Origin of the sequence: Terrabacter sp. NPDC080008 (assembly GCF_040702505.1) — a bacterium.
GTDB lineage: Bacteria > Actinomycetota > Actinomycetes > Actinomycetales > Dermatophilaceae > Terrabacter.
On record NZ_JBFBLC010000005.1, the window covers coordinates 212015 to 235563 of the forward strand.

Below are 23549 nucleotides of genomic sequence, written 5' to 3' on the forward strand. Positions count from 1 at the left end.
CGCCACCCTACGACCGGCGCCGACCCCGTCTCGGAGCGGCGTCGCCCGCAGCCCCGATGCGGACCAGCAGGGCGACCTCGTCCTCCAGGGCGGCGAGCAGCGCCTCCGGGTCGGTGACGACGCCCTCGTCAGCCATGACGCCGATGCGCACCGCGTCGTCGTACGTGACGATGCAGAAGCCCAGGGTGTGCCGCCCCGAGCCAGGCACCCAGCCGAGCACGCCGGTGACCGGGACGCCTGCCAGGTGGCGCAGCTCGCGCGGGCCGGCGACGTTCGTCGTGACGCCGATGGCCTTGTCGGCGAAGAAGTCGACGACGCCGCGCTCGATGCGGGCGGGCAGCCGGCCGATCACCGAGATGAGGGCGTAGGTGAGCGTCGCCTCCGGCGATGACTTGAGCCAGTCCATGCGCGCCTTGGACAGCGCCAGGCGGCCGAGCGGTGTGGCGTCCCGGCTCGGGAACCGCAGGAAGAGCAGCGCGAAGCGGTTGCCGAGCTCGCGGGGCAGCGGCTCGTCGAGGGGCCGCACGTTGACGGGCACCATCGTGACCAGGTCGACCGGGTCGAGGCCCCGGTCGGCCTGGTAGGCGTGCAAAGCGCCGGCGACGGCGCTCATCAGCACGTCGTTGAGCGTGGCACCGACGAGCCGGCCGGCCTGCTTGAGGCCCGGCAGCGGCAGCGGCGTGGTCCACACGATGCGCTTGCGCCGCCCCGGTTCACCGCCCACGGCGCTCGTGGGGTTGGTGGTCAGCAGCAGGTCGGAGACGACCTGTCCGGTGCGCAGGGTGGTGCCGGCGACGTCAGTGAGTGAGGCCCGGACACCCCTCTCGCGCAGGCGTTTCCACCCCGCGCGTGCGGTGGTGAGGACCAGTCGGGACGCGGCGGCGACGGCGCCGGGGCGGTCGGCGGCAGGTGGTGCGGCGGCGACGCGCTGCGCCGGCGCGGCCGCGAGGAGGTCGCCCGGCCGCCCGTCGGCGTCCTCGGTCAGGCCGAGCAGCACGCGGGTGAGCGCGATGCCGTCGGCGAGGGCGTGGTGGATGCGGAAGATGAGTGCGGCGCCGTCCCCGGGACCGTCGACGAAGTGGACCTCCCACAGGGGCCGGCTGGTGTCGAGCGCCTCGGTCAGATGGTCCTCGATGTACTCCTGAAGGTCCGAGTCCGTCGCCCCGGCCGGCAGGGTGGCGCGGTGGACGTGCCGCTCGAGGTCGAAGTCGGGGTCGTCCTGCCACCGGTGCCGGGCCAGCGGGCCGCGGCTGCGGACGGCGCGCTGGCTGAACACCGGGTAGGGCTCGATGATCCGGTCGCGGATGACGTCGAGCACGCGGTCCCAGTCCGGGACCCTCTCGAGCAGGACCACCGAGACGATGACCATGAGGTTGGTGGGCCGGTCCATGGTGAGCCACAGGATGTCGGCCGACCTCATCGGCCGCGTGCGACGCGGCATGCTAGGTCGCCGCCAGCACCGAGAGGGCCGGACCGTCGACGCGGAAGGTCGTCCACTCGTCGAGCGGGTCGGCGCCATGGGCGCGGTAGAACTCGATGGACGGGGTGTTCCAGTCCAGCACCGTCCACTCGAGGCGCGTCCAGCCCCGCTCGACGCAGATGGCGGCGAGCCGGCGGAGCAGCGCCTTGCCGATGCCGAGGCCGCGCTGCTCCGGCTCGACGAAGAGGTCCTCGAGCCAGATCCCCGCCTGCCCGGTCCACGTGGAGAAGCTGCGGAACCAGATCGCCATCGCCACGACCGCGCCCTCCCGCACCCCGACGAGGGCGTATGCCGTGGGGTCGCCCTGGGCGGGGAAGAGCGCTTCGTGGAACTGCTCGGGGGTCGCCGTCGCCGCGTCGGGCTCCTTCTCGTAGGCGGCGAGGCCCTGGACGAGGCGGATCAGGTCGGGCACGTCGGAGGCGGAGGCCTCACGGATCTCGAAGTCGCTCACGCCGCCATCCTGCCCCGTCCCGCCCGCTGTGCGCCGTGGTCGGGGGCTGTGGGTGGTTCGACGTAGGCTTGGCCGATCATGAGCACGCTCTTCGACGACCTGCCCATCCCCGGTCTCCCGCACGGTGAGGGCACTGCCTCAGCCGGGTCCGGGCGGTCGGGCCGTGGGGGAGACGTCACCGAGCAGGGCGTGCCCACGTGGGCGGAGGCGGCGGCCCGGGGCGGCGTCGCGACCCCGGCGCAGGGTGGGGCGCAGCTCGACCCGGCCGTGCTGCTCGAGGGGCTCAACCCGCATCAGCGCGAGGCCGTCGTCCACGAGGGCACGCCGCTGCTCATCGTGGCCGGCGCCGGCTCGGGCAAGACCCGCGTGCTCACGCACCGCATCGCCTGGCTGCTCGGTGAGCGGGGCGCCCAGCCCGGGCAGATCCTCGCGATCACCTTCACCAACAAGGCAGCGGCGGAGATGCGCGAGCGCGTCGAGGCGCTCGTGGGGCCCCGCGCCCGTGCCATGTGGGTGATGACGTTCCACTCGGCGTGCGTGCGCATCCTGCGGCGCGAGGCCGCCAAGGTCGGGATGAAGTCGACCTTCTCCATCTACGACGCCGCCGACAGCCAGCGCCTGATGAGCCTCGTGCTGCGCGACCTCGACCTCGACCCGAAGCGCTACCCGCCGCGCAGCTTCTCCGCGCAGGTCAGCAACCTCAAGAACGAGCTCATCGACGAGGAGACGTACGCCGCGCAGGTCACCGAGGGCAACCACTACGAGCGCACGGTCGCCGACGCGTACACCCAGTACCAGCGCCGCCTGCGCCAGGCCAACGCGCTCGACTTCGACGACATCATCATGATGACCGTCAACGTGCTGCAGGCCTTCCCCGACGTCGCCGAGTACTACCGCCGCAGGTTCCGTCACGTGCTGGTCGACGAGTACCAGGACACCAACCAGGCGCAGTACCAGCTCATCAAGGAGCTCGTCGGCGAGGTCAAGGGTCCCGAGGGTGCGTACGCCGTGCCGCCGGCCGAGCTGTGCGTCGTCGGCGACTCCGACCAGTCCATCTACGCCTTCCGCGGCGCGACGATCCGCAACATCCTCGAGTTCGAGCAGGACTACCCCGACGCCCGCACCATCCTGCTCGAGCAGAACTACCGCTCGACGCAGCGCATCCTGCGCGCCGCGAACTCGGTCATCGCCCGAAACGAGGGGCGCCGCGCCAAGAACCTCTGGACCGACTCCGGCGACGGCCCGATGATCACCGGCTACGTCGCCGACAACGAGCACGACGAGGCCGCCTTCGTCGGCAAGGAGATCGACGACCTCGCCCAGCACGGCGTCAAGCCCGGCGACGTCGCCGTCTTCTACCGCACCAACGCGCAGAGCCGTGCCATCGAGGAGGTGCTCGTGCGGGTCGGCCTGCCCTACAAGGTCGTCGGCGGCACGCGCTTCTACGAGCGGCGCGAGGTCAAGGACGCGCTCGCGTACCTCCGGGTCATCTCCAACCCGACCGACACGGTCAACCTGCGCCGCATCCTCAACACCCCCAAGCGCGGCATCGGCGACCGGGCCGAGGCGTGCGTCGCGGCGCTCGCCGAACGCGAGCGCATTCCCTTCGTCGCGGCCCTCGGCAGGGCCGAGGACGCGCCGGGCATCGCGACGCGGTCCGTGGCGGCGATCCAGGGCTTCACTGCCCTGCTCGAGAAGCTGCGCACCGCCTACGAGGCCGACGACAGCGTCGCGGCGCTGCTGGAGATGACGCTCGAGGAGAGCGGCTACCTCGCCGAGCTGCGCGCCAGCCACGACCCGCAGGACGAGACGCGCGTCGAGAACCTCGCGGAGCTCGTCGCCGTCGCGCAGGAGTACGACGACCGCCGCGCGACCGAGCTGGCCGAGTCCGGCGGCGAGCTGCCCCCGGGCGTCGAGCCCGAGGACGTCGGGCCGGCCGGGGCGCTCGAGGAGTTCCTCGAGCAGGTCTCGCTCGTGGCCGACGCCGACGAGATCCCCGACGAGCCCGAGGCCAAGGCCCAGGGCGTCGTCACGCTCATGACGCTGCACACCGCCAAGGGCCTGGAGTTCCCCGTCGTCTTCCTGACCGGCATGGAGGACGGCACCTTCCCGCACATGCGGGCGCTCGGTGACCCGAAGGAGCTGGAGGAGGAGCGCCGCCTCGCCTACGTCGGCATCACCCGCGCTCGCGAGCGGCTCTACCTCTCCCGCGCCGCGGTCCGCTCGGCCTGGGGTGCCCCGCAGTACAACCCGCCGTCGCGCTTCCTCGACGAGATCCCGGGCGACCTGCTCGACTGGCAGCGGCTCGGGCCGTCGTTCAGCGGCGCCCGGGGCTCCGACCGGCCGGCGGTTGCGACTCTCGCCGCGCGCCCCGGGGTGCGCAGCGCCGGCAAGCGCCCGGTCATCGCCCTCGCGTCGGGCGACCGGGTCAGCCACGACTCGTTCGGGCTCGGCACCGTGGTCCGCGTCGAGGGCGACGGCGACAAGGCGATGGCCCACGTCGACTTCGGCGCCGACACCGGCACCAAGCGCCTCCTGCTCCGCTACGCCCCGCTCGTCAAGCTCTGACATGCCCGCGCGGGCGCTGGTCGCCGTGGCCCACCCCGCCGGGGTGCGCATCCGGAGCAGGAGTGCGCCCTCCCGTCAGAGGTGCGACCTCGCGTCAGGAGTGCGCATTGCAACGCGCACTCCTCACGCGACCGTGAACCAACTCGAGAGCGCGCCCCGTCACAGTCGAGAGCGCACCCCGTCCCACTCGAGAGCGCGCTCTGTCCCAATCGAAAGCACGCCTCGTCACAGCAGCGAGGCCCGCCCCCGATGGGGAGCGGGCCTCGACGGCGAACGGTCTCGGGTCGGTCAGAGGTTGACGCCCTTGGCGGCGAGCCAGGGCAGCGGCGGGACAGCGGCGCCGCCGTCGGGGTGGATCTCGAGGTGCACGTGCGGACCGGTCGAGTGGCCGGTGTTGCCGCTGTAGGCCAGCACCTGACCGGGAGCGACCTGCTCGCCGACCGAGACCAGCAGGCGGCTGTTGTGGGCCATCCACGAGACCGTGCCGTCCCAGTAGCGGACCTTGACGAAGTTGCCGTAGCCCTCGTTGGACCAGCCGGCGAAGACGACGGTGCCGCTCGACAGGGCGCGGACAGCGCTGCCCGGAGGGCAGGCGAGGTCCTGCGCCGGGTGCATCTTGCCCCAGCGGAAGCCGAAGCCCGAGGTCAGCGAGTAGCCCGCGACGGGGGAGACCCAACGGTGCGCGGCGGCAAGGGCACGGGCGCGCTGCTCCTTCGCGGCCGCGTCGGCCTTGGCCTTGGCAGCAGCGGCCTGCTCGGCGGCGGCCTTGTCGGCAGCGACCTGTGCCTCGCCGGCCGTCTGCGTCGCGGTCGCGGTCGCCCCCGCGATGACGGTCCGTGCGTCACCCGCGATGTCGCGGGAGCTGCGGGCTCCGGCACGGTTGGCGGCAGCCGCCGCCACGACGTCGGGGTCGGCGACAGATCCCAGGCCTGCGACGGAGTCGGACACGTTCTTCATCGCGGCCGCTTCGGGGCTGAGCTCGCTCGCGCCTGCATCGCGGATGACGAGCCCCGCGGCGACGGTGGAGGAGAGCAGAGCGACGGGGACGACGATCTGCCGTCCCCGTGAGGGTCGTGCGGCCGGCCGGTGACGGCCGACGTAGTTGCTTTTGGGCACGGAAAGACTTACCTATCGGTCACAAGGGGCGAGCCATCAGCGTACCGTGACCGTTTCGTTACCGAAAACTCAGTCCACACGCATCCGGACGTTCCAAGGCCGCGTGGAGGGGCGCGACTGCGCTCGACCATAGGCCATGGCGCGCATGGAACCAAGGCATTCCGGGGGAAATGCCCCACTTCGCCCGTTGGTCGGACGGCCCGACCTTCAGCTGGGGGCGCCGAGACCCGCGGCGGTGCCGTGCCCGTCGTGCGGGGCCGTCGCGAGTCGGCCCCGGTGCGCCACGGCCGCCTCCGCGCGGCGGCCCTGCAGTGAGCTGACGCCCGGCGTGACGGTGGCGCCGGAGGTGTCGAGGTGTGCCAGGGCCGTGGATATGCCGTGGACGACGCTGCCCGTGATGGGCAGGCTCATGTGCCCCACCCCGTGCAGCACGACGTTGTGCACGTCGAGGTCGGGGTGGTGCAGGGCGGCGTTGCGCTGCGGCACCACCACTTGGTCGAGGTCGGAGGAGTAGACGAGGAAGCGCGTCCGGCAGTCCTTGACCGGTGCCGCCAGTTCGCGCATCAGGGCGCTGCCGGGCCGCAGCTGACGGGTCAGGCCGTTGTCCCACAGGTAGGCGAACCAGCTGCCCTGGTGTGGCGTGCCGAGCGTCACCAGCGTGTGGACGTGCTCGTCGCCACCGAGCCGGGTGACGTAGTAGCGCGCGATGAGACCACCCATCGAGTGTCCGATGACGTGGATGCGCTCGTAGCCGGTCTCCTCGACGATGCGCTCGACCTCGGCGCCGAGCTCGGCGGCTGCGGCACGGATGTCGCCGGTGAAGATCGAGTAGTTGATCGTCTCGATGCGCCCGAAACCGCGCCGCACGAGCCCTCGGCGCAGCACGGTGAAGATCGAGCGGTTGTCGACCATCCCGTGCACGAGCAGGATCGGCGTCTCGGCCGCCTCGACGTTCTGGATGGCGAGGCCACGTTGACTCGGGGGCAGGTGGCCCAGGCGGTAGCCCTGCCGGCGGTCGCTGGCCCGGCTGCCGAGCAGGCCGAGCGGGTAGAGGCCGAGGTGCAGCCCCATCCACGTCGCCTCGAGCGCGGCCCCGGCGAGGCCCGTGGGCGTCAGCAGTGCTCCCGCGACGTCGCCCACCGCAGCGGCGAACCCCCGCAATCCCTCGTCGCGAGGTCCGGAGGTCTCGATGTGTCGCGGCGTCCTCGCCGCGCCTGCTGCCGCTGGCACCTCTTGACCGTACCCCCGCGGGTAGGCGATGCATCACTATCGGACGCCGCGTCTCACGGTGCTGGCTAGAGTGCCCGGCATGAGCGAGTCCCCCCGTGCCGAAGCCGCCCCTGCGCCCGACCAGACCGCCGCCGCTGCCGCGGGTGGCCTCTCCACCGACGTCATCCGTGTGGTGGTGGCCAAGCCCGGTCTCGACGGACACGACCGGGGAGCCAAGGTCGTGGCGCGCGCCCTGCGCGACGCCGGCATGGAGGTCATCTACACGGGGCTGCACCAGACGCCGGAACAGATCGTCGAGGCGGCGATCCAGGAGGACGCCGACGTGGTCGGGCTCTCCGTGCTCTCCGGTGCGCACATGACGCTCTTCGCCCGGGTCGTGGAGCTGCTCGCCGAGCGCGACGCGAGCGACATCGTGGTCTTCGGCGGCGGCATCATCCCCGAGGACGACATCCCCGAGCTCGAGAAGCTCGGCGTCGCCAGGGTCTTCACCCCCGGCGCGACGACGATGGAGATCGTCAGCTGGGTCCGCGAGCACGTCCACCCCGCCTGACGGATCCGGTCGGGCCGAGCCCGTATGCCGTCCGGCCGGGCCGCTGCGTCAGTGACCCGCGTGGCGACTCAGTGTCGTAGGGAGCGCTTGGCGTCGGAGCGAGCGACCGGCGTCGTTCGTGAGACGGCACTGTGATCTTCGCCCGGTCGGGGCCACCCGATTCGGGCGCTGGTGCGGCCAGCCACTAGAGTCCGAGGGACAGCCTGATTCGGTTGCGCCACGGTGCAGGGCCCGTCCGAGCGCGAGCACGCGAGCCCCGGGACGCCGCAGCGACGCGATCGACGACGATTCGAATCGACGACGAGGACGGACCCCACCCGTGGATCTCTTCGAGTACCAAGCCCGCGACATGTTCGAGAAGCACGGGGTTCCCGTGCTGGCCGGCGCCATCGCCACCACCCCCGAGGAGGCCCGCGCGGCCGCCGAGCAGATCGGCCCGAACTCGGGCGGTGTCACGGTCGTCAAGGCGCAGGTCAAGACGGGCGGACGCGGCAAGGCCGGCGGCGTCAAGGTCGCCAAGACCGCCGACGAGGCGCAGCAGCACGCCGAGGCGATCCTCGGCATGGACATCAAGGGCCACACCGTCGGCACCGTGATGATCGCCCAGGGCGCCCGCATCGCCGAGGAGTACTACTTCTCGATCCTGCTCGACCGGGCCAACCGCACCTACCTCGCCATGTGCTCCAAGGAGGGCGGCATGGAGATCGAGCAGCTCGCGGTCGAGCGCCCCGACGCCCTGGCCCGCATCGCCGTCGACCCCAACACGGGCATCGACGAGGCCAAGGCGCAGGAGATCGTCGACGCCGCCGGCTTCGACGACGCCGACAAGCCCGCGATCAAGGACGCCATCCAGAAGCTGTGGACCGTCTACCGCGACGAGGACGCCACGCTCGTCGAGGTCAACCCCCTCGTCAAGACGGAGGACGGCGAGATCGTCGCCCTCGACGGCAAGGTCAGCCTCGACACCAACGCCGACTTCCGCCACCCGGACCACGCGGCGCTGGAGGACAAGGGCGCGGCCGACCCGCTCGAGGCCGCGGCCAAGGAGAAGAACCTCAACTACGTCAAGCTCGACGGCTCGGTCGGCATCATCGGCAACGGCGCCGGCCTCGTCATGAGCACGCTCGACGTCGTCGCGTACGCCGGTGAGGAGTTCGGCGGCCAGAAGCCGGCGAACTTCCTCGACATCGGTGGCGGTGCCAGCGCCGAGGTCATGGCCAACGGCCTGCACATCATCCTCGGCGACCAGCAGGTCAAGAGCGTCTTCGTCAACGTCTTCGGCGGCATCACCTCCTGCGACGCCGTGGCCAACGGCATCGTCGGCGCGCTCGACGCCCTCGGCGACGAGGCCACCAAGCCGCTCGTCGTGCGGCTCGACGGCAACAACGTCGAGGAGGGCCGTCGCATCCTCGCCGAGCGCAACCACCCGCTCGTGACGATCGAGGCCACGATGGACGGCGCCGCCCGCCGCGCCGCCGAGCTGGCCGCCGCCGCGAACTGACCCCGGGCTACAGGAAAGAGACGTAACGAACCATGGCTATCTTCCTCAACGCTGACTCGAAGGTCATCGTCCAGGGCATGACCGGCTCCGAGGGCATGAAGCACACGCAGCGCATGCTCAAGTCCGGCACGAACATCGTCGGCGGCGTCAACCCGCGCAAGGCCGGCACGACCGTCGACTTCGAGGGCGGCGTGGCCGTCCCCGTCTACGGCTCGGTCAAGGAGGCCATCGAGGCCACCGGCGCCAACGTGTCGGTGATCTTCGTGCCCGCGCAGTTCACCAAGGCCGCCGCGGTCGAGGCGATCGACGCCGAGATCCCGCTTGCCGTCGTCATCACCGAGGGCGTCGCGGTCAAGGACACCGCCGAGTTCTACAACTACGCCAAGGACAAGGGCACGACCCGCATCGTCGGCCCGAACTGCCCCGGCCTCATCACGCCCGGCGTCTCCAACGCCGGCATCATCCCGGCCGACATCTCCGGCACCGGCCGCATCGGCCTGGTCTCCAAGTCGGGCACGCTGACCTACCAGATGATGTACGAGCTGCGGGACTTCGGCTTCAGCTCGGCCGTCGGCATCGGTGGCGACCCGATCATCGGCACGACGCACATCGACTGCCTCGAGGCGTTCCAGAACGACCCCGACACCGACGCGATCGTCATGATCGGCGAGATCGGTGGCGACGCCGAGGAGCGCGCCGCGGCCTACATCAAGGAGCACGTGACCAAGCCGGTCGTCGGCTACGTCGCCGGCTTCACGGCCCCCGAGGGCAAGACGATGGGGCACGCCGGCGCCATCGTGTCGGGTTCCTCGGGCACGGCCCAGGCCAAGAAGGAGGCGCTCGAGGCCGCCGGTGTCAAGGTCGGCAAGACGCCGTCCGAGACGGCCGAGCTCATGCGCGAGATCATGCAGGGCCTCGCCAAGTAGCCTCTCGCACAAGCGAACACGAGCGGGCGGTCACCTCCGGGTGACCGCCCGTTCGTGTGTCCGGTGGGCTCGTGACCGGGGGCGTATGCCGCCCTGCCGCGCGCTGGGACGCACGTGACGGCATACGACCGCTCGGTCCACGGGCCGCGGCGTCAGCAGGCCATCAGCCCGATGACGAAGCCCCGCGCCCGCAGCCGCGGGATCAGCAGGTCGAGCGCGGCCACGGTCTGCGACCGGTCGCCGCCGCCGTCGTGGAGCAGGATCCGGGAGCCGTCACGGACGTAGTAGAGCACCCGGTTGACGATGGTCCACGTGCCGGGCCGCGACCAGTCGCGCGGGTCGACGGTCCACAGGATCTGGCGCTGCCCGCGGTTCGCGATGATGGTCGCGATCCGCGAGTTCGTGGCACCGTACGGCGGCCGGACGCAGCGCGGCCGGTAGCCGAGCGCCGACTCCATCTTGTTCAGCTGCCACGTCACCCAGTAGTTCGACAGCGTCGTCAGGTCCGGGTGGTTCCACGTGTGGTTGCCGATCTTGTTGCCGTAGTAGCGCAGGCTCCGGGTGATCGACGGGTACCAGGTGATGTTCTGCCCGAGCTCGAAGAACACGGCGTGGACGCCGTACTTGCGCAGGACGGCCAGGATCCTCGGCGTGTAGGTGTAGCTCGGTCCGTCGTCGAAGGTGAGGTAGACGGTTCCGGCGTAGGCGACCGGGACGACGGCGACGGTCTGGGAGTCCGTCACGGCGGGGGCCGTGGGCGGCGCCGGTGAGGTGCTCGCCGTGTTCGGGACGGCGAGGGCTGCGATGAGCGCCAGTGCGAGGAGCAGGGGCGTCAGCAGGCGAAGGCGTTTGGTGTTCATGGTTCTTCATCCCCTTCACCTTCATTGTCGATCGGGGGTGCGCAAGGCACCTGCGATGCCGTGATCCGTCGGTCACACCCGGAGAGACAATTCACCTCGACGGGGCCTCACCGGCGTGGGTCCTCGCTGCGGGGCGGTGATCTTGTGACCATGGGAAGGACCCCGCAGCCGTGCCCACCGCGGCGCATCGCGGCACATCGCGGACGGGGAGGACGACCTGCAGGAGTGAGACCACTGGCCCCGCCGAGCACCACCACGACGCCTCCGGCGAAGTCCGCGACGGCGCCGACGAGCCCGTCCACCGCCGTCCCCGCAGCCCTGCGCGCCGGTGCGCTGGCTGCTGTCGGCACCTGGGCCGTCGTGGTGCTCCCCGCGCTCGTCGGCTGGCTGGCCGCTCCCGAGTCCACGGTCGGCTGGTTCTCGGCCGTCTCGCTGGGCAGCGCGATCTGGTTCCTCGGCCACGCCCAGTCGGTCGGCGCGGGGGGAGTGGCGGTCTCCGTGACGCCGCTGCTCCTGATGGGCGTCTTCGTCTACATCGCCTCCCGGTTCGCGCGGCGCCTCGCCGCGACCGAGCGGCACCGGGTCGGCGCGAGCGACTGGAGCCGGGTGGCCCAGTGGGGCGTCGTGCCCGGCTTCCTCGTCGGCTACGGCCTGCTCTCGGCGGCCTTCGCGCTGCTCACGCTGGGCGGCCCAGCCACGCCCGGAGTCGCGGCCGTGGTCGGTTCGCTGCTCGTGCCGCTGGCCGCGCTCGGCTTCGTCCTGCTGCGTCCCGACGACGAGGAGGCGCCGGCCTTCGTGCGCACCTGGTTCCGGCGCGGGCCCACCTGGCTGCCGTCGGTGTGGCGCACGGGGTGGCGCACGGCGGGGGTGCTGCTCGGCCTCGGGATGGTCGTGGTGGTCGTGCGGCTGGTCACCTCGTGGTCGGCAGTCGCCGCCGTCCAGGAGCAGTTCGGCTCGAACGCGGGCGCGCTCGTCGTCATCGGCCTCGCGCAGCTCGCCCTGATCGGCAACGGCGCCACGTGGGCCCTGTCCTTCCTCGCCGGCCCGGGCTTCCAGGTCGCGCTCGGTTCCACGATCTCCCCGGCCGGAGCGCATCCGGGCCTGCTCCCGCTGGTCCCGGTGCTCGGTGCGCTCCCGCAGGCCGCCGACTACCCAGCGATGACGTATGCCGTCCTGCTGGCTCCCGTGGCCGTCGGCGCCTGGGTGGGGCGCCGGGTCGACACCGAGCTCGAGTTCTTCGGCGACCTGCGCGCCCGGCTGCTCGCCACCGGCGTCGGCGCCCTGCTCGCCGTGGTGGTCGTCGTCGCGGTCACGGCTCTCGGAAACGGCGCCGTGGGGGTCGACCGGCTCTCGGCCGTCGGGCCGCACCTGTTGTCGTTCGCGGCCGCCCTGACCGCCGAGGTCGTCGGTGGCGCCCTGCTCTACGTCGGCGCGCTGCTCCTGCTCGAGCGCTGGCGCGCCCGGTCCCAGCAGCGCGACGGTGAGGCCCACCCCACGCCGGCCGCCACGGGCGACGAGGACTGAGCCCACCGCATACGGCGACGGGTCGAGCGGGACGAGAGGGCCCAGTCAGGCCGCACCGGGCGGCAGCTCGCGTCAGCGCACGAGGAGGCCGAGCATGCTCGCGTCGCGCTGCTGGTCGCACTCGCCCCTGGCGATGGTGGTCTGCGCGCCGTCGAGGCAGCGCTCGTAGGCACTGACCTTGTCGTAGAAGGCGACCTGCATGGCCAGGGTCGAGAGCAGCAGCCCGACCATGGCCAGGGTCAGGGCCGGCCACACCTTCTCGCGGCCGTTGCGCGGAGAGAGGAAGCGCAATAGCCGGACGGTGAGCACGACCGCCAGCACCAGCGGGAGGAAGGCGACGAACCGCTTGGGCAGCGGGAGGTACATCGCGACCAGGCCCAGCAGCACGAGCAGCGACACCGGGAGGGTGCGCTTTCCCTTCTCACGCCGGAACGCGAGGTCCTGCTCGGTGCGGGGCTGGCTCATGCGCTCCATCCTCACGCATCCCGGGCGGCGGCACCGCACCGGGCGGTGACGTGCGCGGCGGCTACACTCCGGCGCGTGACGACCGACGCCGCTGCCCGCCCGTCCGAACCCGGCCCGCAGCCGGACCCTGTGCCCGTCGTCGTCCTCGTGTCGGGCTCCGGCACGCTGCTGCAGGCGCTGCTCGACGCGTCCGCGGAGCCGGGCTACGGCGTGCGGGTCGTGGCGGTCGGCGCCGACCGCGAGTGTCCGGGCCTCGAGCGGGCGGCCCGGACAGGCGTGGAGACGTTCGTCGTGCCGCCGGGGGACTATGCCGACCGTGCCGCCTGGGACCTCGCGCTCGCCGAGCGCGTGGCGAAGGCCGCTCCGCGGTTCGTCGTGACCGCTGGGTTCATGCGCATCCTCGGGCCGGCCACGCTCGGGCTCGTGCCCGTCGTCAACACCCACCCCGCGCTGCTGCCGAGCTTCCCCGGCGCCCACGGCGTACGCGACGCGCTCGCCTACGGCGTCAAGGTGACCGGCACGACGTGCCACGTCGTCGACGCCGGCGTCGACACCGGGCCGATCATCGAGCAGCGTGTCGTGGCCGTCGAGGAGGACGACACCGAGGACAGCCTGCACGAGCGGATCAAGGTCCAGGAGCGCGACCTGCTCGTCGACGTCGTGCGCCGGCTCGCGCGTGAGGGCTTCGCCGTGGACGGGCGACGAGTTCGGATCGGGCAGGGCTGACCGCTACGCTGGTCGCACACGACTGGCGCGGGTGGGACACCACCGGGGAGTGACGTCGGGAGCATCGACCGCCTGGGTGCCTCGCGAGAACGGATGCCGACCGTCGGACCGACGGACGCACCGCGACCGATGTCACCGAACCAGGAGTGCACCGAATGACTGCCGCCACGCCCGCAGCCCCGTCCCACGCGTCCGAGGGTCGCCGGCCCGTCAGGCGGGCCCTCGTCTCCGTCTACGACAAGACCGGCCTCGAGGACCTCGCCCACGCGCTGGACGCCGCCGGGGTCTCGATCGTCTCGACCGGCTCGACCGCGAAGACGATCGCCGCGCTCGGCATCGACGTGACGCCGGTCGAGGAGCTCACGGGCTTCCCCGAGTGCCTCGAGGGCCGGGTCAAGACGCTGCACCCGAAGGTGCACGCCGGCATCCTGGCCGACACCCGCAAGGACGACCACGTCCGGCAGCTCGCCGACCTCGGGGTCGAGCCGTTCGAGCTCGTCGTCGTCAACCTCTACCCGTTCCGCGAGACCGTCGCCTCCGGCGCGAGCCCCGACGAGTGCATCGAGCAGATCGACATCGGTGGTCCGTCGATGGTCCGTGCGGCCGCCAAGAACCACCCGAGCGTCGCCATCGTCACGAGCCCGAACGCATACGGCCAGGTCGTCGAGGCGCTGGGAGCCGGCGGTTTCACGCTCGAGCAGCGCAAGCGGCTCGCGGCCGAGGCGTTCGTGCACACCGCCTCCTACGACGTCGCGGTGGCGAGCTGGATGGGCAACGCGTACGCCGACACGACCGACGGCACCGGCTTCCCGGAGTGGACGGGCGCGAGCTTCGACCGGGCGGCGGTGCTGCGCTACGGCGAGAACCCGCACCAGCAGGCGGCGCTCTACCGCCACTGGCGGCCGGGCGTCGCCAGCGCCGAGCAGCTGCACGGCAAGGAGATGTCGTACAACAACTACGTCGACACCGACGCCGCGGTGCGCGCGGCGCACGACCACGGCGACCAGCCGACCGTCGCGATCATCAAGCACGCCAACCCGTGCGGTATCGCGGTCGGCGGCACGATCGAGGAGGCCTACGAGAAGGCCCACGCGACCGACCCGGTGAGCGCGTACGGCGGCATCATCGCGAGCAACCGCACCGTGACGGCCGCGATGGCGGCGGCCGCCAAGCCGGTCTTCACCGAGGTCATCATCGCGCCGGACTACGAGCCCGAGGCCCTCGAGATCCTCACGGCCAAGAAGAACCTGCGGGTGCTGCGGCTGCCGGCCGGGATGGCCGAGGCAGCCGATTCGATCGAGACGCGCGCCGTCAGCGGTGGCCTGCTCGTGCAGAGCGTCGACCAGGTGGACGCGGTCGTGCGGGGCGAGGACGGCGACGTGACCGGCGGTGACGACGCCGCGAACTGGCGCCTCGTGGCCGGCAAGGCCGCGGACGAGGCGACCATCGCCGACCTGCAGTTCGCCTGGCGCGCCATCCGCGCCGTAAAGTCCAACGCCATCCTGCTCGCTCGCGACGGGGCCGCGGTCGGGGTCGGCATGGGGCAGGTCAACCGCGTCGACTCCTGCTACCTCGCGGTTCGTCGCGCGGGGGAGGACCGGGCGCGCGGGTCGGTCGCGGCCTCCGACGCGTTCTTCCCGTTCGCCGACGGGCTGCAGATCCTGCTCGACGCCGGCGTGCGCGCCGTGGTCGCGCCCGGCGGCTCGATCCGCGACGACGAGGTCATCGAGGCCGCCAAGGCGGCCGGCGTGACCATGTACTTCACCGGGACCCGCCACTTCTTCCACTGACGCAAAGTGCCCACTCGACGTGGAGATCACGTCGAGTGGGCACTTTCCGACGTCTCCCACGTCGAGTGGGCACTTTCCGACGTCGAGAGGCCACGTGTGGCCCCTCTTCCGACGTCCAGTGGCCACGTGTGGCCCTCTTCCGACGTCGAGATCGCGATCGGGCAGGTGGATGTCGAGAGCGGGCCGACCCGATCGACGCGTTCGCAGAAGGGGCGGTTAGAGCCCCTTCCCAACCGACCGGGAGGTCTCTCGTGAAGTACGTCGTGCTGATCCACTCGAACCCGCAGCCGTGGGGCCACCCCACCACCGACTTCGTGGCCGAGCACCAGGCGCTGCCCGCCGAGCAACGGGAGTCGATGGGGCAGGCGTGGGAGAAGGCGTTCGCGGAGGTGCAGGAGCGCGGCGAGCTCGTGCACGCGGAGGCCCTGGGCGCACCCGGAGACTCGAGCGTCTACCGCTGGCAGGACGGTCGCCCCACCGTCACCGATGGCCCCTACTCGGAGGCGAAGGAGGTCATCGCCGGCTTCTTCGTCGTCGATGTGGAGAGCCGTGAGCGAGCCGAGGCCTTCGCCGCGGCGTTCGCGGGTCCGGGGGAGACAATCGAGCTGCGGCCCTGCATGGGCAGCGACTAGGAGTCCCCGGCGCCATCGCTTGGCGAGGCTCTCGCGCGGACCGTGGGAGACCCTCGCTACCCGATGGGCCTCACGCGCCGGGCGACCTCAGGCGTCGAAGTAGTCATGCAGGGCCGCTTCCTGCTCCGAGGTCAGGGTCGTGTGCACCACGACCGGCTCGTACTCCGCGAACGCGTCCCGGACCCGGTCGATGTCGGCCTCCGCCGTGAGGAGGAAGAGCGCCGACGTGCCCGGCGTCACCTCGTCGCGCACCCGCCGGATGAACGGGTCGCCGATGCCGGCGTCGTCCAGCGGCGCGAGAGCGCCGGCCCCGGCGCCGACCGCGAGCCCCAGCAGCGGGGCGAAGAAGATGACTCCGAGCAGCAGCCCCCAGAACGCGCCGCCGAGGGCTCCGGGGTTCGATCCGGTCACGACGTGCGAGGCCTGCGGCCGACGAGCCTCGGACGGCCACGTGACGACGGCTGCGTCGACGAGCTCGAACGCCCCTTCCCGCTCGAGCTGCGCGAGCCTGCCGCTCGCGGCCTCGGCCTCGTCCGCGCCGTCGAAGCGGCAGACCGTGAGCATGGTGACGTGGGTCCACCCGGCGGACCCGGCCGCACCGGACGTCGACCGGCCGCCGGCGCCGAGGCTCGCCGTGAGCTCGCGCCAGTCGGCACGCAGGCTTGCCAGCAACCGCCCGGGGGTCCGGAGAAGGTGGACGCCGGTCATGCCACCGCCGCTCGGGCCTCCGGGTTGGTGCACCGGCAGCCGGGCCACGTCACGGTGGCGCAGCAGGGTGTGGTTGAGCGTCGAGGCGCCCATCAGCACCCGGGCCAGGAGGTAGGCCCAGAGCAGGAGGGTGGCGGCCGCGCCGAGGGCGCCGTAGAGCTGCGACGAGCTGCTGATCCGGCCGGCGAGGAAGAACACCGTGACCACGTGCAGCGCCTGGACACCCACCCCGATGAGCGCCGCTCCGGGCAGCAGGTCGATCGCGGTGATGTGCGTCGGGTGCGGGAGCAGCCTCAGCGCGAGCCAGCCGCACAGGCCGTAGACGAGCGCGACCAGCACCGTGGCCAGCAGGCCCACGGGATAGAGGATCGAGCGGAGCCAGTTGACGGCCACCGTGCACAGCACGGCGGTCAGCAGCAGGATCGCGGCAGCTGCTGCCGCCCGCGGCTGCCGACGCAGTCGTGAGATGGGCAGGTGCCAGGCCAGGCTCGTGCCGATCCACATCACCTTGGCCAAGTCCACGGACGTCGAGTAGAGCCCGACGAGCCCGATGAGCAGCAGAACCCAGCGACCGTCGTGCGCCTGCCCGGCCGCTGTCGCGATCGTCGTGGCCGCGTAGCCGCCGAGGCCGGCGCTGCCGAGCCCCTTACGTACGTCGTCGGCATTCGAGAAGCCGAGGAGTGCGACGATGACCAGGCCGGCAGGCAGCAGCCACAAGAAGAGCCGGAACGCGAGGGCGCCGGCCAGCAGCCCGCCCCCGGTGGCGCGGTCCTCGCGCAGCGCGTCGGCGACGAGCCGGACGCTGACATGCTCGGCCTGCGCCTTCTCCACGCGCAGCTCGGCCCACGAGTGCAGTTCTCGACCTCGCTCGAGCAGCGGTCGTGGCCCGACCGCCCTCGCACGCGGACGCTCGGTCTCCGGTGACATGGCCCCATGCTCCGCCGCCCGATGCGGCGCCGCCTCATGCCGACAGGGTGAGTGGCCCGAGCCCTGTGCAGCGGTTCCTGGCGGCCCCGGCCTATCTCGGCAGCAGGGTGCCGGAGCACGCCTCCGGCGCCCGGATCACCCCCTGAGCATGATGACCGGCCGGTGCGGTGAGCCGAAGGTGGGAGTGATCTGACCGATGGGTCCGACGGTGCCGCGTGGGCGCGATCGACCCCTGCCGCGGGAGGCGCAGGATGTCAACGGACGAGGAAGCAACGGTGGGCCGCGGCAGTGCACCCACCAAGCCGGTGGACGGCGGCAGCAGCGTCACGCAGCCGCGCTCCGAGCCGGAGAGCCAGCGTGTCACCGAGCCGCAGCGCGTGACCGAGCCCGCCCTTGAGCCCGCCCCCGAGCCCGCCACTGAACCGGGGACCCGGCCGGCCGCGGAGAAACATCCCGAACCAGACCTGAAGGCCGAACCGGAGGCCGTGCCCCAGCTAGCGTCGGACCGGGAGTCGGCCGCCCTGCGTGCCGAGGTGGAGCGGCTGCGTCGGCGCAACGACGAGCTCGAGTCGCCGACCGCGGTCCGGGTGCGCCACGTCGCCCGGAGCGCCGTCGTGGTCATCCTCCTGATCATCGGTGCGCTGTGCCTGACGCTGGCCGTGCCGGCCGTGTGGGCCCGTAACGAGGTGCTCAACACCGACCGCTACGTCGCCAACGTGGAGCCGCTCGCGAGCAACCCTGGCGTGCAGGCCACGGTCGAGGCCGCAGTCAACCGGGAGATCGCCGCGAACTTCGACGTCAACGCCGCGGTCGGCCAGATTCTCCCGCCGCAGTTCGACCGGCTCAAGGCCCCTATCTCGAGCGCCGTGTCCGGCCTCATCAGCCAGGTCGTCCACCGCGCCGTGACGAGCGATGCCTTCGTCCAGCTGTGGTCGGCCGCCAACCGCGCGGGTCACTCGGCACTGGTCGGCATCCTCACCGGACAGCAGCAGGGCCAGGCTCTCACCGTGTCGTCCGACAATGTTCTGCGGCTCAACCTCGGGCCGATCATCGAACAGGTGAAGGCGCGGCTCGTCGCCGCAGGCCTGACGATTGCGGCGAACATCCCGACCGTCGGCGCGACGATCGAGATCGCCCGTCTGCAGGGCGTCGATCGGGCGCAGCAGCTGGTGCGCTGGCTCGACACGTCCGCCGACTGGCTGCCGTGGATCGGGCTGGTCGCCTTCGCCGGCGCGATCGCCCTGGCGCGCGGCCGGCGCCGGCAGACCCTCATGTGGGCCGGCCTCGCCACCGCGATCGGCCTGCTGCTCCTGCGGATCGGCCTCATCATCGGACGCGAGGTCTACCTGACCCGGATGCAGGCGACGAACATGTCGTCGCAGACGGCGTCGTACGTCTTCGACACGGTGACGCGCTACCTCGTCGACGGCATACGCCTCGTCTTCGTCATCGCCCTGGTCGTCGCGGGGCTCGCGGCGCTGCTGGGCCGGCGGGCCGCGCTCGCCCGCTTCGGACGCTGGGTGTCCGGGGTGTCGAGCAGGGCGTGGGCGTCGTTGGAGAAGGGACCGGTGGGGACGGCGGTCGGTGAGCACGCGCCCATGGCTGCGGGTGTGGTCGTGGCGCTCGGCACCCTCGTCATCGTCCTCTGGAACGACCCGACCGGGGTCGTCGTGCTGGTGACGGCGATCGTCGTGGTGCTGCTCCTGGCCGCGGTGTGGGGGTTGGCGCAGGGCCGGACGCACGCTGGGCTCCCGGCGCACTGACCCGAGGGCGTATGCCGTGTGGCCGGCGCTCGCAGGAGCGCTCCCTCGTGCACGCGGGGGAGGCCACCGCCGACGGTGACCCGCGCGACGTGGGTGCCCGAGACGCCGAGTGCCCAGCTCCCGAGGAGGGGGCTGGGCACTCGAGGCGTGCTGCGTGAGGGGTCAGCGGGTCCAGCGGTAGCCGGTCGGCTCACCTTCGCCGAGGTCGACGATCGCGGCGACGGGGCCACCACCGTCGGGACCCTGGTGCGCGGCCGACACCGACACGAAGACGGCCGGGTCGCCGGTCACCGAGGCGGTGACACCGCCGACGCACGACTTGATCTGGCGGTGCCAGTGCACGTCGGAGTCGTCGAGCATCGCGTTGCGCCGTCCGTGGACCTGGCCGTCTTGGCTGACCTCGCACTTGAGGAACACGTTGACGAGGCGGCCCTGCAGGTCGCTGCTGTGGGCGCGCTCGGGCAGGTCGAGGCCGGCGTCCTTGATGGCCTCCCAGATGCCGTCGGCGTCGAGGGCGTCCTTCATCACGGAGTGCCCGATGCGGTATCGGCCGCCGACGCCGCGGGCGTTGCCGACGACGACGACCTGCGCCTGGTCGAGCTCGACGCCCGAGCTGCACGAGGCGACGGAGGAGTAGAGCGAGCGGTTGTGCATGATGTCGGCGTCGGTCGGCATCTCGATCTCGCCGAGGGCGACGGCGATGCCGAGGCCGGTCGTGCCGTTCGAGAGGTCCATCGACTCGTGGGTGTGCTCGGTCCAGACCTGGTGCCCGCGCGACTTCGCGTCGCGGATCGTGTGGATCGTCAGCAGCGGCGTCTTGGTCTGCACGTAGTGCACGTCGGCCGGGTCGGTGATGCCGGCCCGCTCCATCGCGACCTTCACCGCGTCGGCGACCTTCTGCACCATCGCGACGTAGCCGATCTCCTCGGGCTTGATCGGCTCGCTCATCGCAAAACCGACCGTGAGCCTCAGGTCGTCGGAGGGCTCGGCCTTCTCGGCCGGGACGGTCGCGAAGATCGTGGCGTGCGGGCTGATGACGCCGTCGGTGCCGCCGGACCACACGATCGGCACCTGCTTGACCTGCTCGGCCGGGGCGCCCTTCTCGACGAGCACCTCGCGGAAGGCGCGGTCGGCGATGATGCGGGTGTAGTCGTTGACGCCACCGTTGCCCTCGGTCTTGCCGATGATGGCGATGACACGGCTCGCCTCCATCACTCCGTCGTCGATGAGCTTCGCGAGCTCCGACGCGTCGGCGACCGAGTGGATGGGGACCTTGCGCACCTCAATGGCTTCGGGCACGTGAATCACCTTTCTGTTTCAGGGTTTTCGATGACGGTTCCGACCTGGCCGTCGATGGCTGCGGCGAGCTGGTCGAGAGCGGTGATGATCGAGCGGGAGCCGCCGGAGCGGATGAAGCGCATGGCCGCCTCGACCTTCGGGCCCATCGAGCCCGACGCGAAGTGGCCCTGGGCGGCATACGCCTCCATCTCGGCGAGCGTGACGCGGCCGATGTCGTGGGCCTCGGGCGTGCCCCAGGCGGCGACGGCGTGGGCGACGTCGGTCGCGATGACGAGCACGTCGGCCTCGACGGCGCGGGCGAGGAGGGCCGCCGTCAGGTCCTTGTCGATGACGGCCTCGACGCCGTGCACGGCCCCGTCCTCGTCGCGGACCACGGGGATGCCGCCGCCGCCCGCGGCGACGACGACGTAGCCGGCGCCGAGCAGCGTGAGCAGGGTGTTCGTCTCGAGGACCTCGACCGGCTCGGGCGAGGCGACGACGCGGCGCCAGCCCTTCTCGCCGCGGTCCTCCCAGCGCTCGCCGTGGTCGATGAGCACCTGGGCCTGCTCGCGGGGCAGGAACCGGCCCACCGGCTTGGTCGGGTTGGTGAAGCCGGGGTCGTCGGCGTCGACGAGCGTGCGGCTGACGAGCGCGGCGACCGGCCGGGTCGCGCCGTGCCGGGCGAGCGCAGCCTCGAGGGTGTCGAGCAGCGTGAACCCGATCGTGCCCTGCGTCTGCGCCCCGCACCAGTCGAGCGGCACCGGCGGCACGACGTGTGCCGCGAGCTCGTTCTTGACCAGCAGGTTGCCGACCTGCGGACCGTTGCCGTGCGTGATGACGACCTCGTGGCCGGCCGCGACGAGCTCGGCCAGGTGCCCGCTCGCCACGGCGATGGCGTCGAGCTGCGCCTGGGGCGTCGCGCTGCCGTCGGGCCCGGTCATCGCGTTGCCGCCCAGGGCGACGAGCACCCTCATGGTGCGTCCTCGGTCGTCATGGCGTGAGCCTAGGGAGCGCAGCCGAGCGGGCGCGTTGTCACCTCCTGCCCAACGCCGCCCCCGACATTGGCAGATGTATGCCGTCCGGCCGCGGGCGGGTACGTGTCGGTAGGGTCGGGGGAACGTCGTCAGGGGCGTGATTGATCGATCGGAGAGGTGGTCGAGCGTGGGAGTCGGAGTCCTGCTCGCCGTCATCGGCGCCATCCTGACCTTCGCGGTCCGGGCCCACACGTCGGTGATCAACCTGACGGTCGTCGGCATCATCCTCATGATCGCCGGGGGTGCGCTGATCTGGCACGGGCGGAAGGGAGCTCGTCACCAGCGGGTCATCACCCGCGAGGAGCGGCCGAGCGGCGCGACCACGCCGTCGCACACGGTGCGCCAGACCATCGAGGAACGCGACATCGAGTGACGGGCTCCACCGGGGCCGGGAGGGTCGTGCGACCCGGCTCAGCGCCGGCTCAGCGCCGGCCCAGCGCCCGGTAGCGGGCCAGCCGAGCGGCGAGTCGCTCCTCGGGGCGCTCGCGCGCCAGCACGGCGAGCTCGTGCTGGATGGTCTGGCTCATCCGGCGGCAGAAGTCCTCGGGCTCGTCGGCGGCGTCCGGGTGCTCGGCGACGATCCGGTCGACGATGCCGTCGGCGAGCAGGTCGAGGGACCGCACCCGCTGCGCCGCGGCGAGCTCCGGGGCGTGCACGGTGTCGCGGTGCAGGATCGCCGACGCGCCCTCGGGTGGCAGCGGCGAGAGCCACGAGTGCTGGGCGCAGATGACCCGGTCGGCCGGCATGACCGCGAGTGCACCGCCCCCGGTGCCCTGACCGAGGAGCACGCACAGCGTCGGCGCCTCGAGGGTGACGAGCTCAGCGAGGCACCTGGCGATCTCACCGGCGAGCCCGCCCTCCTCGGCCTCCTTCGACAGTGCGGCGCCGGCGGTGTCGACGACGCTGACGAGGGGCAGCCCGAGCTCACGTGCCAGGGCCATGCCGCGCCGGGCCACGCGCAGGCCCTTGGGCGAGAGCGGGGCATCGAGCGTCTGGCCGCGCCGGTCCTGGCCGAGCACGACGCAGGGCGCGCCGCCGAAGCGGGCCAGGGCCATGAGCAGTCCGGGGTCGTACTCGCCCGACCCGGTGCCGTGCAGCGGCAGCACGTCGGTGGCGCCGAGGCGCAGCAGCGCGCGCACGCCGGGCCTGTCCTCGCGCCGGGACCGGCCGATGGACTCCCAGGCCGGAATGTCCTCGAGCGGCTCCTTGACGAGCTCGGGGACCTGCGGCAGGTCCTCGCGGGGGGCCATGAGCACGTTGAGGGCCCGGTCGGCCGTCTCGGCGAGGGCCTCGACCGGCAGCACCGCGTCGATGAGTCCGTGCTCGAAGAGGTTCTCGGCGGTCTGCACGCCCTCGGGGAAGGGCCGGCCGTAGAGCGCCTCGTAGACGCGGGCGCCGAGGAAGCCGATGGTGGCGCCCGGCTCGGCGACGGTGACCTGGCCGAGCGAGCCCCACGACGCGAAGACGCCTCCGGTCGTGGGGTGCCGCAGGTAGACGATGTAGGGCAGCCCGGCTGCTTTGAGCTGGGCGCAGGCGGCGCTGATCTTCACCATGCCGACGAAGGCCGGCGTGCCCTCCTGCATCCGGGTGCCGCCCGAGCTCGGCGCGGCGAAGACGGGCAGCTCCTCCCGCTGGGCCCGCTCGAAGGCCAGGACGATGCGCTCGGCTGCCACCGCGCCGATCGAGCCGGCGAGGAAGGCGAACTCGCCCGCGATGACGGCGACGCGCCGGCCGCGGAGGCGGCCCTCGCCGGTGATGATCGACTCGTCGCACCCGCTGCGCTCTGTCGCGGCAGCGAGCTCGGCGGCATACGTGCTGCCCGGCTCGGCGGGTTGCGCGGGAGGCGCGTCCCAGCTGCGCCACGTGCCCTCGTCGAGCACGGTGTCGAGCAGCTCGCGGGCGCCGAGGCGGCGCGGCCGGGCCGGCGCGGCGGCCGGCTCCCGGTGCGTTCTGGTGGTGGCGGGGTCAGGTGTTCCGGGCACGATGCTCCTCGGCGTCCACGGTGTGCGTGCGCTGCGGT

At 72.2% G+C, this 23549-nt stretch carries 20 protein-coding genes; 10 read left to right on the forward strand and 10 right to left on the reverse strand.

All coding sequences use genetic code 11. From position 1 onward, the window contains the following. Nucleotides 1–7: 7 nt before the first annotated feature. Together AB0316_RS15580 and AB0316_RS15585 are read right to left on the reverse strand one after the other, a co-directional pair. Nucleotides 8–1441: a wax ester/triacylglycerol synthase family O-acyltransferase gene (locus AB0316_RS15580; protein ID WP_366273949.1), complete on the reverse strand. Its 1434-nt coding sequence runs from the start codon at nt 1439–1441 to the stop codon at nt 8–10. Nucleotide 1442: 1 nt separating this feature from the next. Continuing rightward, nucleotides 1443–1931, reverse strand: a complete 489-nt coding sequence (locus AB0316_RS15585; RefSeq protein ID WP_366273950.1) for a GNAT family N-acetyltransferase — start codon at nt 1929–1931, stop codon at nt 1443–1445. 78 nt (nt 1932–2009) lie between these two features. On the opposite strand from AB0316_RS15585, the gene pcrA reads away from it, so the two are divergent. Beyond that, nucleotides 2010–4499, forward strand: a complete 2490-nt coding sequence (gene pcrA / locus AB0316_RS15590) for a DNA helicase PcrA (protein ID WP_366273951.1) — start codon at nt 2010–2012, stop codon at nt 4497–4499. A gap of 288 nt (nt 4500–4787) precedes the next feature. On the opposite strand, the gene AB0316_RS15595 is transcribed toward pcrA, so the two are convergent. Both AB0316_RS15595 and AB0316_RS15600 read right to left on the reverse strand, forming a co-directional pair. Continuing rightward, a complete protein-coding gene (locus AB0316_RS15595; RefSeq protein ID WP_366273952.1) occupies nt 4788–5615 on the reverse strand; it encodes a M23 family metallopeptidase in 828 nt (275 codons plus the stop codon). 207 nt (nt 5616–5822) lie between these two features. Continuing rightward, entirely contained in the window at nt 5823–6845 is a 1023-nt protein-coding gene (locus tag AB0316_RS15600; protein WP_366273953.1) for an alpha/beta fold hydrolase, read from the reverse strand. A gap of 79 nt (nt 6846–6924) precedes the next feature. Between AB0316_RS15600 and AB0316_RS15605 the strand changes: the two genes are divergently transcribed. The 3 genes from AB0316_RS15605 (at nt 6925) to sucD (ending at nt 9822) form a co-directional block, all read left to right on the forward strand. Next, nucleotides 6925–7395: a cobalamin B12-binding domain-containing protein gene (locus AB0316_RS15605; RefSeq protein ID WP_366273954.1), complete on the forward strand. Its 471-nt coding sequence runs from the start codon at nt 6925–6927 to the stop codon at nt 7393–7395. A gap of 319 nt (nt 7396–7714) precedes the next feature. Beyond that, nucleotides 7715–8896 carry an ADP-forming succinate--CoA ligase subunit beta gene (sucC, locus tag AB0316_RS15610; RefSeq protein ID WP_366273955.1) on the forward strand — a complete coding sequence of 394 codons (1182 nt, stop codon included), beginning with the start codon at nt 7715–7717 and terminating at the stop codon, nt 8894–8896. Nucleotides 8897–8928: 32 nt separating this feature from the next. Continuing rightward, nucleotides 8929–9822 carry a succinate--CoA ligase subunit alpha gene (sucD, locus tag AB0316_RS15615; protein ID WP_366273956.1) on the forward strand — a complete coding sequence of 298 codons (894 nt, stop codon included), beginning with the start codon at nt 8929–8931 and terminating at the stop codon, nt 9820–9822. A gap of 152 nt (nt 9823–9974) precedes the next feature. On the opposite strand, the gene AB0316_RS15620 is transcribed toward sucD, so the two are convergent. Then, nucleotides 9975–10682, reverse strand: a complete 708-nt coding sequence (locus AB0316_RS15620) for a polysaccharide deacetylase family protein (RefSeq protein WP_366273957.1) — start codon at nt 10680–10682, stop codon at nt 9975–9977. A 225-nt stretch (nt 10683–10907) separates the two neighbouring features. On the opposite strand from AB0316_RS15620, the gene AB0316_RS15625 reads away from it, so the two are divergent. After that, the gene (locus AB0316_RS15625) at nt 10908–12206 is read left to right on the forward strand and encodes a DUF6350 family protein (protein ID WP_366273958.1); all 1299 of its coding nucleotides are present in this window, start codon (nt 10908–10910) and stop codon (nt 12204–12206) included. Nucleotides 12207–12278: 72 nt separating this feature from the next. On the opposite strand, the gene AB0316_RS15630 is transcribed toward AB0316_RS15625, so the two are convergent. Further along, nucleotides 12279–12671, reverse strand: coding sequence for a hypothetical protein (locus AB0316_RS15630; protein WP_366273959.1), 393 nt, complete (start codon nt 12669–12671; stop codon nt 12279–12281). A gap of 75 nt (nt 12672–12746) precedes the next feature. Between AB0316_RS15630 and purN the strand changes: the two genes are divergently transcribed. From purN to AB0316_RS15645, 3 genes are all read left to right on the forward strand, one after another. Beyond that, nucleotides 12747–13397 (forward strand): phosphoribosylglycinamide formyltransferase, encoded by a 651-nt coding sequence (purN, locus tag AB0316_RS15635; RefSeq protein WP_366273960.1) that lies wholly within the window; start codon nt 12747–12749, stop codon nt 13395–13397. A gap of 155 nt (nt 13398–13552) precedes the next feature. Continuing rightward, entirely contained in the window at nt 13553–15187 is a 1635-nt protein-coding gene (purH, locus tag AB0316_RS15640) for a bifunctional phosphoribosylaminoimidazolecarboxamide formyltransferase/IMP cyclohydrolase (RefSeq protein WP_366273961.1), read from the forward strand. 251 nt (nt 15188–15438) lie between these two features. Beyond that, the gene (locus AB0316_RS15645; protein WP_366273962.1) at nt 15439–15819 is read left to right on the forward strand and encodes a YciI family protein; all 381 of its coding nucleotides are present in this window, start codon (nt 15439–15441) and stop codon (nt 15817–15819) included. Between the two features lie 87 nt (nt 15820–15906). On the opposite strand, the gene AB0316_RS15650 is transcribed toward AB0316_RS15645, so the two are convergent. Next, nucleotides 15907–17454, reverse strand: coding sequence for a YhjD/YihY/BrkB family envelope integrity protein (locus AB0316_RS15650; RefSeq protein WP_366273963.1), 1548 nt, complete (start codon nt 17452–17454; stop codon nt 15907–15909). A gap of 251 nt (nt 17455–17705) precedes the next feature. On the opposite strand from AB0316_RS15650, the gene AB0316_RS15655 reads away from it, so the two are divergent. Next, on the forward strand, nt 17706–19217 hold the full coding sequence (locus AB0316_RS15655) for a hypothetical protein (RefSeq protein WP_366273964.1): 1512 nt from the start codon (nt 17706–17708) through the stop codon (nt 19215–19217). 162 nt (nt 19218–19379) lie between these two features. Here AB0316_RS15655 and AB0316_RS15660 read toward each other — a convergent pair whose 3' ends face one another. Both AB0316_RS15660 and arcC read right to left on the reverse strand, forming a co-directional pair. Continuing rightward, nucleotides 19380–20516, reverse strand: a complete 1137-nt coding sequence (locus AB0316_RS15660) for a ring-opening amidohydrolase (protein ID WP_366273965.1) — start codon at nt 20514–20516, stop codon at nt 19380–19382. Between the two features lie 5 nt (nt 20517–20521). Beyond that, nucleotides 20522–21469, reverse strand: a complete 948-nt coding sequence (arcC, locus tag AB0316_RS15665) for a carbamate kinase (protein WP_366273966.1) — start codon at nt 21467–21469, stop codon at nt 20522–20524. A 187-nt stretch (nt 21470–21656) separates the two neighbouring features. Here arcC and AB0316_RS15670 point away from each other — a divergent pair, with 187 nt between their 5' ends. Beyond that, nucleotides 21657–21902, forward strand: a complete 246-nt coding sequence (locus tag AB0316_RS15670) for a hypothetical protein (RefSeq protein WP_366273967.1) — start codon at nt 21657–21659, stop codon at nt 21900–21902. Nucleotides 21903–21951: 49 nt separating this feature from the next. Here AB0316_RS15670 and AB0316_RS15675 read toward each other — a convergent pair whose 3' ends face one another. Then, nucleotides 21952–23409 carry a carboxyl transferase domain-containing protein gene (locus AB0316_RS15675; RefSeq protein ID WP_366274072.1) on the reverse strand — a complete coding sequence of 486 codons (1458 nt, stop codon included), beginning with the start codon at nt 23407–23409 and terminating at the stop codon, nt 21952–21954. Nucleotides 23410–23549 lie beyond the last annotated feature (140 nt).

Excerpts from the sequence above, each read along its gene's own strand:
- AB0316_RS15580 (WP_366273949.1), bottom strand. The coding sequence starts at position 1,441 with ATGCCGCGTCGCACGCGGCCGATGAGGTCGGCCGACATCCTGTGGCTC.
- pcrA (WP_366273951.1), top strand. The coding sequence starts at position 2,010 with ATGAGCACGCTCTTCGACGACCTGCCCATCCCCGGTCTCCCGCACGGT.
- AB0316_RS15605 (WP_366273954.1), top strand. The coding sequence starts at position 6,925 with ATGAGCGAGTCCCCCCGTGCCGAAGCCGCCCCTGCGCCCGACCAGACC.
- sucD (WP_366273956.1), top strand. The coding sequence starts at position 8,929 with ATGGCTATCTTCCTCAACGCTGACTCGAAGGTCATCGTCCAGGGCATG.
- AB0316_RS15620 (WP_366273957.1), bottom strand. The coding sequence starts at position 10,682 with ATGAACACCAAACGCCTTCGCCTGCTGACGCCCCTGCTCCTCGCACTG.
- AB0316_RS15630 (WP_366273959.1), bottom strand. The coding sequence starts at position 12,671 with ATGAGCCAGCCCCGCACCGAGCAGGACCTCGCGTTCCGGCGTGAGAAG.
- purH (WP_366273961.1), top strand. The coding sequence starts at position 13,553 with ATGACTGCCGCCACGCCCGCAGCCCCGTCCCACGCGTCCGAGGGTCGC.
- AB0316_RS15650 (WP_366273963.1), bottom strand. The coding sequence starts at position 17,454 with ATGTCACCGGAGACCGAGCGTCCGCGTGCGAGGGCGGTCGGGCCACGA.
- AB0316_RS15655 (WP_366273964.1), top strand. The coding sequence starts at position 17,706 with ATGTCAACGGACGAGGAAGCAACGGTGGGCCGCGGCAGTGCACCCACC.
- arcC (WP_366273966.1), bottom strand. The coding sequence starts at position 21,469 with ATGAGGGTGCTCGTCGCCCTGGGCGGCAACGCGATGACCGGGCCCGAC.